This is a genomic window from Dysgonomonas gadei ATCC BAA-286 (assembly GCF_000213555.1).
GTDB classification, from domain to species: Bacteria; Bacteroidota; Bacteroidia; order Bacteroidales; family Dysgonomonadaceae; genus Dysgonomonas; species Dysgonomonas gadei.
Genome location: NZ_GL891984.1, coordinates 141,113 through 154,991, shown reverse-complemented (window position 1 = coordinate 154,991; position 13,879 = coordinate 141,113). Strand labels below are relative to the sequence as shown.

The following is a 13,879-nucleotide window of genomic DNA, read 5'->3' as shown; positions in this document are numbered from 1 at the left end:
ACTCTGTAAACAAAGATTCATTATGAGAAGATTAAATATAAAAATGATGTTTATGCTTTGTATTATGGTATGCTCTTTCCTTTCCTGTGATAAATTTAAAGATTCGAATGGGTACGACATCGAAGAACCTGCGAAAAATCTTGCCGGTTCATGGTATATTACCAAGGCGGCCAGGAATGGAATAGAAATCACCAAAGCTGTCGATTTCAGTGCCTTCAGAATTACCTTCAATGACGATAATACTTATACCATCGATAATTACCTTCCATTTCTGGTCCGTCAGGACGGGACATGGAATGTAAACGACCCCCAGTATCCCACACAACTACTGTTTAAGGAAGGAACTTCTACCGAATCCAACATTTCCCTTTTCGAATATCGGACAGTGAAAGGAGAACGCCAGATAACCCTCTCGTTCTCACCGGGATGTCAGAATAATGTATATTCCTATGTATTGGAACGCGCGTCTAATAATTAAAACAGAATGCTATGAAAACAAAATGCAAAGATAAAACATTGATATATAGAATATTGGGATGTATAATGTGTCTTATTGTATTTATCTCCTGCGGCATAGAATGGTTCACAGACCATGGGAGTAAATTCGATGATGAATATAAGGACAACAACTCGCCGGTCATTTATAAGACAAATTCCGTGAAGGCAGGCGAATACGCCGAATTTGTCATGTATATAAAATGCGGGTCGAATAAAGACGGTCAAATAAATAAATTGATCATAGCCGTTAATGTTCCAAAAGTATGGACAGACGCCAAAAACGCGATAGTAACATGGGAAGGTACCGGCAATGGTAAAAATCTGGAGGGAGAACATAAGATGTCGCCGATCCCTGATGGAACCTCCCCTGCGAGAAAGCCGGGCCTGACTTGGGATCAAGCGCTCCTCAACAAATTCGGAGGGGAAAACCCGAATGTACTGGACGATACCCAATGGGTGGCATTTGTGTCTGATGACGCAGCCACAATCGATAACGGAGGCGGTGCGTATGATGTATACGTAAAAATAAAAATAAAAATGAAAACCGGTCCGGACAACCTGAGGGCGAAAATCGGATTCTTCGCAAACTATGAAAACGACGGATTAAGTGAGTATGATCCAAATAGCAATGAAGTAGGGCCAGACCACTGGAAAGCGATGTGGAGCCCCGATTGCTTTGAAGTGACGGATGGCGAAGGCGCCGAACCGATAGACTTCTGCCAGTATCATTTCTATCAGGTGACTCCGGGCAATGCTACTCAAAATGATATTCTTACATTCAGGTATATTGGTGATTATTACAATAACCAATTGATTAATGAAAGTAATATCTACCTGAATGCCAAAGCCCACACCGCTAATGGTAATACATATACAGTAGACGAAATATCAGACAAAACAAAGTTGCTGAAAGATTCCAGATGGGGAGTAATGTGGAGTGCGACACTGTGGCCTGAAGGCTTTTTCGGCGTACCAGCAAACGAGACTATCACTCATATCGAATATTATTTTACAAATGCGGACGGTTCCCGATATGTCGACAAATATGATGACGAACAAGCAGGAAAAGACGATCCGGCCGGAGACGACGATCATTCGACAAGAGAGAAAAAACCGTTTGTCTACAATTTCATTTGTAAATGAGATCAATGTATAATTTTTTTATAATTAAAACCGGAATTTATGTATAATTCAATATATAAAAAGATGAGTAAGAGCTGCTACTTCTTGCTTATGATCGTATGGTGGTTGTTGTCAGGGTACGGAACCGCTTATGCCCAGGAAAAGGCGGCTAACGACGCATCCGGCTTTTCGGGTGTAGTTGTCGACCAGTATGGGAGACCTGTACAGGGCGTGGAAATAGCCATAAAAACGAGCGGGTACAAGGCGGTAAGCGATGAAACAGGAACATTCGGAATCGATGCCGTCATTGGAAATACACTTGTTCTCACACACCCTGATTATCTGATAAAAGAGATCAAGATTCCCAAAGACATCAAAAAGGGAACGGTATTCAAGGTAGATATAAAAGACAAGAAACTAAAAAATCCGGCCAATCTGGATGTCCCTTACGGAAAAACAATAGACAAAGAAACTTATCTGGGTGCGGCATCCACTATCTATACGGACGAAATAGCTCCTGCATTATCAGCTAATATACTGGGTGCATTATCGGGCAGGTTACCGGGCTTGTATGTTTCCCAAGGCAGAGGATACAGGAATACTTTCACCAACCAGAGTACAGTTAGCAATGCTTTTCTGGGCGGTCAGGCCGACGATTCCAGAGTAGGATATAACGACAATACGCAGTATGGTTTCTCATTGCGGGGAGCTTTTTCTCCGGTAGTGGTTGTCGATGGATTTCAGAGCGAACTCTTCAACCTCGATGTGGAAAGCATCGAATCGGTTTCGGTACAGAAAGACGCCTTGTCTTCCATGTTTCTGGGAGGAAGAAGTTCGCGTGGCGTAATGTATATTACTACTAAAAAACCGATAGCAGAAGGATTTAAAATATCATTCACCGGCAGGTATGGCATACAGGAACCAATAAAGACACCTAAGCCGCTCCCATCTTACCAATGGGCTTACCTGCTGAATGAGGCTCTGGTCAACGACGGCAAAAGTGGAGTATATACAGCCAATAACATAGAGTCGTTCCGCTACGGGAAAGATCCGATAGCATACCCTGATGTAAACTGGTACGATCAGATACTAAAAAACAACTCCGATATACAATCCTATAACTTAAACGCAACCGGAGGAAATAAAACAGCCCAATACTTCGTTAGTTTGGGATATTTCACCGAAAACGGGCTGCTACGCGAAAACGCGCAGAATACCTATAATACCAACCTCTCATACGACCGGTACATGGTAACTTCCAAGATTAACGTAAATGTGTTACCGGGGCTCAAAATGGGAGCTACCGTTATAGGGCGTATCGAGGAGGGGAATCAGCCGGGAGCAGGCACAAGCAGTATTATGAGCGATATATACACGCTTCCCGGAAGCGTATATCCGGTTTACAATCCAGATGGTTCTTATGGCGGAAGCAACAGCTACCAGAATAACCTGATGGCGAAAACTATTGGTTCGGGTTATATAAAAGATATTATGCGCGACGGATACGGTAATATTGTTATCGACCACGACATGGCATGGCTTGCCGAAGGCTTATCGGCGCGTATGGTAGGAAGCGTTGTTTCGCAAAGCCGCAGTGCCTTGGACCGCAGCAAGCAGGAACCTGTCTATCTTCGTACTCTGAATCCCGATGGGTCGTTGAGAGGCTATGAACGCTTTGGGAGTATAGTTCCGCAAAGGAATGGCTTCATCGGTGTATCAAACTTCCAGTATATGTATGGGCAGGTTGCACTGGACTATAAAAAAGTGATAAATAAATCGCATACTATAGAAGGAAATGTATTTGCTGACGTAAAAGAGGTTTTGGACAATTATCAATTGCCTGAAAAACCTGCAAATCTTAATGCAGAAGCCAAATACGACTATCAGCAGAAATATTTCGCCCAAGCGGCCGTATCCAGAAGCTACCTGAACAGGTATGCGCCGGGTAAAAGATGGGGGACGTTTTACGCTTTCGGCTTAGGATGGGATATCAGTAAGGAAGCATTTATGCAATCCATAGACTGGGTAAACAAACTAAAGCTACGTGCGGTGTTCGGACAAACGGGAAACAGTATCGGCCGCGACAATTATTACACATGGCGGCAACAATATGAAAGTAACGCTGTGAATGTTGCGGGTACAGGAGCTTATTATCCCCAGGGATCGAACTATACGGGCTTGTATGAAAATGTAGCAGTCGGACTTATCGAAACAAATCTCAGCTTGTCGAATCCGAACCTGACATGGGAAAGAGCCAATAAACTGAATATGGGACTCGATGCCAACTTGTTCGATAACAAACTTTGGATTACAGCTGATTTATACAGCGACAAACATTTCGATCTTTTAATGACCAGGGGGAAAAGCATAGAACTCATCGGGTTGAACTATCCTGCTGAAAATATTGGGAAGGTCCGGTATCAGGGTGCCGACCTCTCAGTAACTTATCAGGATAACATTGGAGATTTCAATTATTACGTGACCGGAAACTGGAGCATAAATCAATCGAAGATTTTATTCATAGACGAACAGAATGTTCCCGAAGAATACATGCGTAGGACTGGTAATCCCGCCGGAACCCGCTACGGACTCATTGCCGAAGGATTTTTCCAGACAAGGGAAGAGGTAGCAAACAGCCCGGTTATTTCCGGCTATAATATCGTCCCGGGCGACCTTAAATATAAGGATATGAATGGTGACGGAGTAATCAACGAATATGACCAGACTGCAATAGGCGGCAATAAACCTCTCTGTTTTTTTGGTCTGAACTTAGGATTTGAATACAAGGGATTTGAACTGTCAGCCTTATTTCAAGGCGCTTACAACCGTGAAATTTACTTCCCGGATGCAGGCTGGGAATATGCAACAGGGTTCATAGCATGGGGCAATACTTACAGTCAGGCATATGAACATGTGCTGAACCGTTGGACTCCGGAAACAGCTGAAACAGCTCTCTTCCCAAGACTTTCCACAAGTCCGAATTACAATGTTGCTCCTAATGGCATGAATAATTCATTCTGGTTGAAATCAGGAAATTACATACGGTTGAAAAACCTGAATATAGCCTATACCCTCCCCGATTCATTTTCGCGAAATTATCTTGGCGGAGTGAAAGTAAAAGTATTTGTCGGCGGTCAGAATTTATGGACACAAGCTGCTTTTGATCTGGTTGACCCTGAAGTTGTAGATTTCAGGAACTATCCGGCGCTACGTGGCTTCAACACAGGGATCAACATCAAATTTTAGCATTCTCTAAAAAATGAAAGACATGAAAAATAAATTATATATCATACTGATAGGCCTGTTCTGCACGTTGTGGTCATGCAATGACTATGAAGATGTTCCTGTGGAAAAGCATACGCTTGAGTATGTGTTCTCAACTACAGATTCACTGGGTGTAGACGCAAAAAGGTATTTAAACAACATTTATAGTGTTTTGCGATACGGACACAATGGCATTGACGGAGACTATCTGGATGCAGCTTCGGACGATGCTGTCACATCGGTCAATTCGGAAAATCAAATCTATCAATTGCAGGTAGGCCGTTATTCACCTTTTGTACGCCTTACCGACATGGGATGGGCTAATTATTACAGGGGCATTCGCTGGTCGAATACGTTCATTAATAATATAGACGTGGTTCCATTCATGCAGACATATAACAATCACGCCGGTACAAAAATACCTCTCAACAGAGCATTAAAGGCCGAGGCTCGTTTCTTCAAAGCTCTTTATTATTTCGAACTTGTAAAGCGCTACGGCGGTGTGCCTTTGGTAGGCGATATTCCTTACGAATTGGGCGAACCGATGGAATTTCCACGTAATACGTTCGACGAATGTATAGAGTATATCGTAAATGAGCTCGACAATATCAAAGACAGCCTGCGCTCGGTTCCTATCGCCAATGTAGGAGCTGACGGCCATGTGGTGACATCAGGAGCGGCTATGGCTCTCAAAACAAGGGTATTGCTATATGCCGCAAGCCCATTATTTAACGAATCCCCTATCGAAGCCGGAAATCCGTATGTAGGCTATGATAAATACGATCCTGCCCGCTGGAAAAGGGCAGCCGATGCAGCAGAGAATTTCATCAAAGACTGGGGCCCTGGAGGAAATTATGGCGGATATGCTTTAATGAATGATTTCAGGGATGTATTCCTCTATTATTACGGGCCGTCTACAAATGAAGTCATATTCCATGTACAAGTACAGGACGGCCAGAAAAAAAGAGACGTGGAAGTAAACAACGGGCCGATAGGATTCTCCAGTGAAGCCAAAGGCAACGGACGCACCAGCCCTACACAGAATCTGGTAGATGCTTTCCCGATGAAGGACGGAAAACCGATAAGTGACATGAGTTCGAAATATACATATTCGGAACAATCGATGTACGACAACCGCGATCCCCGCCTCGATTACACAGTATTACATAACGGTTCACGCTGGCTTAGTTCGGTACTGGCCACATACATCGGCGGACGAAACAATCCGAGCGGAACTACCGAAACCACCACAAAAACGAGTTATTACCTGCGCAAGTTTATGGGTAAATACGAAGATAAGGAGAAATATGAAGAGACTCTCCGCAACTGGGTTCTATTCCGCTATGCAGAAATATTACTAAATTATGCAGAAGCCAAAAACGAATATGACCTTGCTTCTTCGAAAACAACAGCCGACGCCAAAGTGATCGAATATATCAGGGAAATAAGGAAAAGAGCCGGTATTGACGGTGACGACGGTACTTACGGCATAGCCGGTAACACAACCTGCGTAGCAATGAGGGAACTCATCCGCAACGAAAGAAGAATTGAAATGGCATTTGAGGAGCAACGCTTCTGGGATATACGGCGTTGGAAAACCGCTGAAGAGATTTTCAACAGCCCACTAAGAGGATTAGCACTGGTGATGAGGACAGGGAATATACAGATTGAACATATTGATGTTCTGAATGCAAAATTCGATCCGAAAAGATACCTATATCCTATACCATACAGCGAAGTAAACAAAAACAGTAACATGGTTCAAAACCCAGGCTGGTAACAAAGCTATGTTTATCAATTCTTTAATAATCGATTGATATGAAAAGACTAACTTTATTATTTATAAGCATACAACTCTTTGCCTTTGCTTTCGGGCAACAACAGTTCCAACTGAAAGGCAAGGTGTCATCAACTGACGGGGAACTTCTCGCCGGAGTGAGCGTCACTATTGATGGAACAACGAATGGCACAATGACAGATTCCGACGGGAACTATACATTAACAGTAAAATCCGGCGATCAGGTAACATTCTCTTTTATCAGTTTCACAAAGCAATCTGTCAAAATAACCAATCAGAAGATTCTGGACATTATACTCCGACCCGATCAGACAGCTTTAGACGAAGTTGTGGTTGTCGGCTATGGTAAAGTAAAAAAAATCACATTGACCGGAGCTGTAAGCGCTATGTCGGCCGAAGATATACGAACAGTTCCCACATCCAGTGTACAAAATGCATTGGCTGGAAAGCTGCCCGGATTCTTTTCTCAACAGCGTTCGGGACAGCCGGGTAAAGACGCTTCCGACTTCTTTATCAGGGGAGTCTCTTCCCTGAACGAGGAGGGCAATCAACCGCTGATCATTGTAGACGATGTGCAATATACATATGACCAGTTGCAACAGATCAATGTGAACGAAATCGAAAGCATTTCGATCCTGAAAGATGCTTCTACTACAGCTATCTATGGTATTAAGGGTGCTAACGGCGTTTTGGTAGTAAAAACCCGCCGTGGCGAAGAAGGCCGCCCCCGTATAAATGTACGGCTCGAAGGTGGTTTGACCATGCCTATCCGTACACCTAAGTTCCTGAATGCTTACGAAGCAGCATCACTCACAAATGAGGCTTTTGTAAATGATGGGTTGGAAAGCAGCAAGCCGTTTAACGATACTGATCTTGAACATTTCAGGCTTGGAGACGACCCTTACGGCCATCCTGATGTAAACTGGTATAAAGAGATTTTTAAAGACGTAGCGAGCCAGCAGAACGCAAATGTGGATATTTCGGGCGGTACCAAAAGGCTAAGATATTTCGTTACGGGCGGATTCTTCTCACAAAACGGTCTGACACGCAATTTCGAAGACCCATACGGCGAAGTGAACACCGATTACTTCTACCGCAGATTTAACTTCCGTTCCAATCTGGATTTCGATGTCACTTCTACCACAAAAGTCCGTCTCGATATGTCGTCCCGTTTTATGAATATCAATGAGCCAAACGGTTTAAATGCCGTAGGGGAGATCTATAATTTCAAGAATATGACCCCATTCTCGGCTCCATTGAAAAACCCGAACGGAACCTACGCCTATCATAATTACTTCTTTCCCGACAGTAAAGACCCTACTTTGAATGCACGTCTGGCAAATGAAGGTTACAGCCGTACAAGGAGATTCGATTCCAATATACTATTCGATGTATCCCAGAATATGGACTTTGTTACTAAAGGGCTTTCCGGTATGTTACGTGTAGCGTATTCCAGTATAGATGAAAATTCCAGAAGAATGTGGCGTGCCAAAGATATGTATCCTACCTATCACTATACCCCTTCTGAGGATGGAGGTACATATACAATCAACCCTACGGTGAACTCCTATGCTTATGAAAAGTATGTATCGGGCGCCGGTATCAACAAAGCTATCAGGGATTTGAATATACAGACATTCATCAATTACGAACGTACCTTTAACGAAGACCATAATTTCAGTGGAATGTTGTTATACAACAGGCAAAGCCGTACAAGGGACTGGGAAAACGTGCTTGGTTTCGTTCAGCCTGACGTTCCTGCAAAATTTGTCGGATATACAGGCCAAATCAAATATAACTACAAGAACCGGTATCTGTTCGACCTGAACACTGCCTATAACGGTACCGACCGATTTAGCAGAAGCAAGCGTTTCGGCTGGTTCCCCTCTGCCGCAGCAGGATGGAATATTGGAGAAGAACCATTTTTTCAGGAAAAATTCGGCAGCAAGATCGATATGCTGAAAATCAGGGCCTCATATGGTTTGGTGGGATCAGATGCAGCATCGGGCGGCCGTTACCTCTACAAGCAGTATTATGAGCAAGGAGGCGGGTATAGTTTCGGCGAAAATTATAACAATACGATGTCTTCATATAAGGAAGGCTCGTTGGCCGACGAATCGGTTACATGGGAAAAAGCCCGTAAATTCGACGTCGGTATAGATGCCAGCTTGTTAAATAATAAGATATCCTTTACTTTAGACTATTTCTATGATTTCCGCTACGACCAGCTGGTAGAGAGAAGTGACGTATCCCTGGTTTTTGGCCTGGGTTCGGCCCGCAAAAACATAGGAGAAACTTCTAATCAGGGTTTCGACGGGCAAATCGGCTATACTGATAAATTCGGGGATTTTAATTTCAACACCAACCTTGTATTCTCCTATGCAAAGAATAAAGTGAAGTACAAAGCCGAGGCTCAACAAAGATACCCTTGGCTGGCCGAAACCGGCAAACCTATCGGTCAGCCATTCGGTTACACATGGCTTGGATATTACACCCAGCAGGATATAGATGAAATCAACGCAGGCAATCCGAATAAGATTCCCGTACCTTCAGTTCCTGTATCGGCAGGCGACCTGAAATATATGGACCTGAACGGAGACGGCGCCATCGATGACTTCGACAAAAGTGCTATCGGTAAACCTAACCTGCCGACCACCACGCTTGGATTTACGATAGGCGGATCGTATAAAGGTTTTTCACTGAACCTGTTGTTCCAGGGATCATTCGATTATAGTTTCAGTGTCGTAGGAACGGGCATAGAATCTTTCAAAAGCCAGTTTCAACCTATCCACTTGAAACGCTGGACACAGGAGAGGTATGATAACGGTGAGGTAATCGACTTCCCACGCCTGACAACGAACCCTTCTACCGTAAGCAGCAGCGAAGCATACATGTCGGACTTCTGGCTGGTAAACGCATGGTATATCCGTCTGAAAACGATTGACTTGGGCTATGAGCTTCCTAAGAGTGTATTGCCTAAAGGGATATATAGCACACGCTTCTATATGAATGCTTATAACCTGTTTACTAAAACAAACTATGATAAATATCAGCAGGACCCTGAAATAAAGACAAACTCGGCAGGTGATGCATATATGAACCAGCGAGTGGTAAACTTTGGTGTGCAGATGTCGTTCTAAAAAACTACTGTAACAGGGTTATCTATTGTGTATATGAATGATAACCCTGTACATTTTTGCGATACACATTCATAACCTTAATTTATAATGCATATGAGAAGATTTTATGAGTTTATTAAAGCTTCGCACAGATTATATATATTCGCCCTGTCATTATTTGTTATCAGTTTTATATTATATGGTTGTTTCAGATTGAGATCGCTGAACCATCCCACAACGGCTGAGACTAATAGTTATTTCGACGTGACATTTGTATGCGAACATACCAATCCTACCAAAACAGAAGGAAGGGGGTATTTCGGCGCGCTTTTGCCTAAAGGATGGAGGGCGCAGGATTACACCGAATATACAGTACATTTTCCTAATCCCGATGAAAATATTTATGGGCGCCTCGCTTTCGACCAATATTATACGGACGCTTTAAATGTTGCTTTTCCCGCTCCTGCAGGTTATTATTGGTGGGGTGGCCGTTCGATCGATATACTTGAGCTTTTGCATAGCGACAATAATAAAAGCGATGATTTTACTTTTACGTTCCGCATCTTTACCGATAATCAGACCGGGGATTTTAGCCTTAGATACGTGGTAAGTACCGATGGGAATGACGAAAATCCGGTCGGAAACGGAAAGTATATCGATGAAACGCGTACAATATCTGTTACACAAGGCAGCGAATATCCGATGCAGAAGACTCCGAACTGGGTACTTTTGCCAAACAGAGGCGAAGATGCCAATGTACAGGTCTATTCCGATAAGGATTACGACGGATTTTTCACCCGCTGGCACGGATGGACAGGCGGAGATATTGGCCGGTCTGAGCCGCTGGGCGACGGGCGGAGTATCTGGGTATGGGGCGACTCCCATACAGGTACTGTGCTTTCCGGCCGTACCAGAGTGGGAACAGGAGATAACCAATTCGAACGCAACTTCGTCATGGTGCAGGACGGTGAGGACTTTAGCGCTTTCAGGCTGTTGAATGAAGGTTCGCCGGGTGGCAATCCTCCGGTAAAGGAGGTACTGATACCTACCGATGATAATGGAAATCCTTTGAACAAGAATAGTGTATGGTACTGGCCTGCGGGAAGTTCGGTTTATTATCGCAATGGAGTTCCCGAACTTCAGATGATCCTCAGCCGTGTGCAAAACGATGGCTCAGGAGGGATGTGGGGTATGAACGGCGTGTCGGCGGATGTGGCTGTATTCTCCCTGCCCGATCTAAAGTTGAAGGAGATAAAAAAATATAAGCATATGACCCGGAGCCTCGCAAAAGGTGATAGCAAATTCGGGCTGGATTTCGGAGGATACGTATTTAAAGATGATGACGGAACTGTGTATATATACGGTTATGCTGATATTGAAGGTATCTGTACACGGTACGGCCTTGTAGCCCGTGTTACTAATGGAGACCTTACGGGTAACTGGGAATTTTATAATGCCAGAACAAAAGAATGGTCTACCGATACGTCATGGCAGAATGATCTTACCAATTGGGAAGGAGCGACTATAGTGCAGGACCCTGTGTTTGTATTTAAAGATGCCGGGAAATATTATGGAATTGCCCAGCCGGGAAAATGCTTTAGCGATGAAATCATACTTTATGAAGCTGAAACTCCCTACGGGCCATTCACGAATAGGAGAACAATAGCGAAATTACCGGCCGAAATAAGCACGGAGAACTCATTTTTCTGTTCATTATTAGCCGTTCATCCGCAATATTCCAAAAACGGAGAAATATTCTTTTCTGTTTCCAAAAACTTTCAGGACGACAAGCCATGGTATGCGACCGGAAATGCTGACACATATCTGCCGTACTTCTTCCGGGTGAAAGACTGGCGCGACAAGTTAAGTATTGCAGACCAAGATGCTACAGACAATAAGGGCATTCTTACCGCCCAATACGAAAATGATACGGAAAGTGCGACTGATAATGATGCCGCGACTATCTATTCGGTCAGTGCAGGAAAAGCATGGATTCAATACGAATCTCCATCTCCGGTTAATTTAAGGCGCTATACGATTACTTCTGCGCCGGATTCTCCCGGCAAAGACCCTCTGCACTGGAAGCTATTGGGTTCGAATGACGGAACATCATGGACTGTACTCGACGAGCGTTATTACGCCGAGTTTGAGCACCGTTCGCAGACTGTGAACTACAATGTGCCTATCGATGGTAATTATACTCATTTCCGCCTCGATGTTCTGGCATCGAAGGAGGGAGGGGAATTACAAATAGCCGAATGGCAGCTTCTGGGGAAATTCAAATATGAGACCGGCTCTGTCGCCGAATTGGAAAGCGTGAGCGTAGATGGTAAGCCTGTGGCTGTACAGGATGTTATGACTATAGATTTGCCGGCTTCAAGCGGAAATAATTTTACGGTGAATCTGGTAACGGTTGACAAAGGGACTATAAACGGTAACGCCGGTGAATATACATTTTCTGCCGGACTGGACAGGCCTGACATCAAGAAATATAATATAAAAGTTATATCGGAAGACGGAAAAGCCGAAAAAGAATATATATTAATCTTCAACAAGCGTTTTGCCTTTAACGACCTTATTAAGGTGAAATGGAATAATACCCTTATGTTGTATCTTAACAAATTGAAAGATTACGATATAACGGGTTACCAGTGGTGCCTCGACGAAAGCCCGATTGCCGGTGCAACAGGAACCAGCTACGTGGCCGGTTCGAAGAAGAACGACCTGCTGAGCCAGACATCTGCCTATCACATTGTATTGAAAACCCCTGATGGAGATTTACGCTCCGAAGCTGAACGGATAACACTGAAAAGCATGGATATACTTACTCATCCGAACCCTGTAAAATCGGGTGAACAAGTAACTGTGGATGCGGATATTGACGAAGATTTACTCCAAAATGCAACGATTGAGGTCTACAACATTTATGGCAACAAACTCAATGCTGTTAAAGCCCAGGGGCGTTCCACTATGGTAAGTATGCCGTTCACATCGGGTATATATATGATCCGGTTCAAAGCAAAAAATGATTTTGAAAAAACACTGAAGGTTGTTGTTAAATAGAAATGCTTTAGTTAAATATATAGTAATGAAACAATTATGAGAAAAACGAAAATAAAAGTCTTTATAGCTATTTTCATTTTATTCGCTTCGGCTACTCTTGTTTCGGCTCAGCAAAAGAAGTCTGAACTTTCGGTATCTGTAGCGGGAGGATTGTCGACGTTGGATTATGAAGCCGCTTTTGGCAACCATAAGAATGGTGCCGGAGGTAACTTTGGGATAGGCTATACCTATTTCATTTCCGAAAATTTCGGCTTGAACACAGGAGCAGAATTCTCCCTATATCAGGCGGAGTTGACTAAAGATAAGTTTAATAATGTGTCCCGGTCTCTGGTGGACGCGTCGGATGGAGAATTGTATGATTTTTATTCCTCGGTGAAGGATTATAAGGAGAAACAAAATGTGGCATATCTGAATATTCCGCTCATGGTGCAGTTCCAGTCCGGGGAAAAGAATAAGCTGTATGCGCAGGCAGGGGTTAAATTGGGTATTCCCGTGAAAGGTAAATACAAATCTTCGGCTTCTGAAATGGTAAATAAAGGATTCTTTCATGATACTGAAAACTGGGGTGAAAGTCAGGAATTTATGGGATTCGGAACATTTTCAGGCTATTCGGGTAATGAAGATATCAGCCTTAAAGTAGTTTGCTTTTTCAGTGCCGATCTTGGTATGAAGTGGGCTTTATCGGATAAGTTGTTTCTGTATACGGGCGCATATCTCGATTATGGATTGAATGATATTGTAAAAGACAGCCGCAATCAGAACTTTATCAAGTTCGGGAATACAACCGAAGGATTGGTTCCGCTAAATAACAGCGTCCTTAATTCATCGATCGGGTATAGCAGTAATACACTAACCCAAACGTTGAGTGACAGGGTAATACCTGTAAGTATCGGGTTTAAGGCCAGACTGGCTCTGGGTTTATAGTTGTTATTATCCACAAAGTCCGGGTATGAGGATGTTTTATATCCGGATTTTGCGGATTCGAAGAAGTCAAAAAAATGAATCGTAAAAAATG

The 13,879-nt window shown here is 43.5% G+C and carries 7 protein-coding genes; all 7 read left to right on the top strand.

Going from position 1 to position 13,879, the window contains the following annotated elements; translation table 11 throughout:
- Positions 1-22: 22 nt before the first annotated feature.
- The 7 genes from HMPREF9455_RS12105 to HMPREF9455_RS12075 all read left to right on the top strand — a co-directional run bounded on the left by HMPREF9455_RS12105 (position 23) and on the right by HMPREF9455_RS12075 (position 13,788).
- Positions 23-478: a DUF5004 domain-containing protein gene (locus HMPREF9455_RS12105; RefSeq protein WP_044216152.1), complete on the top strand. Its 456-nt coding sequence runs from the start codon at positions 23-25 to the stop codon at positions 476-478.
- Between the two features lie 11 nt (positions 479-489).
- Positions 490-1,641 (top strand): DUF4961 domain-containing protein, encoded by a 1,152-nt coding sequence (locus tag HMPREF9455_RS12100; protein ID WP_006799988.1) that lies wholly within the window; start codon positions 490-492, stop codon positions 1,639-1,641.
- 63 nt (positions 1,642-1,704) lie between these two features.
- On the top strand, positions 1,705-4,866 hold the full coding sequence (locus HMPREF9455_RS12095; protein ID WP_245532188.1) for a SusC/RagA family TonB-linked outer membrane protein: 3,162 nt from the start codon (positions 1,705-1,707) through the stop codon (positions 4,864-4,866).
- A 13-nt stretch (positions 4,867-4,879) separates the two neighbouring features.
- Entirely contained in the window at positions 4,880-6,664 is a 1,785-nt protein-coding gene (locus HMPREF9455_RS12090) for a RagB/SusD family nutrient uptake outer membrane protein (protein ID WP_044216150.1), read from the top strand.
- 38 nt (positions 6,665-6,702) lie between these two features.
- A complete protein-coding gene (locus HMPREF9455_RS12085) occupies positions 6,703-9,822 on the top strand; it encodes a SusC/RagA family TonB-linked outer membrane protein (protein ID WP_006799985.1) in 3,120 nt (1,039 codons plus the stop codon).
- Between the two features lie 93 nt (positions 9,823-9,915).
- Positions 9,916-12,864, top strand: a complete 2,949-nt coding sequence (locus HMPREF9455_RS12080; protein ID WP_006799984.1) for a DUF5005 domain-containing protein — start codon at positions 9,916-9,918, stop codon at positions 12,862-12,864.
- Positions 12,865-12,900: 36 nt separating this feature from the next.
- Positions 12,901-13,788: a porin family protein gene (locus tag HMPREF9455_RS12075; RefSeq protein ID WP_006799983.1), complete on the top strand. Its 888-nt coding sequence runs from the start codon at positions 12,901-12,903 to the stop codon at positions 13,786-13,788.
- Positions 13,789-13,879: the final 91 nt, after the last annotated feature.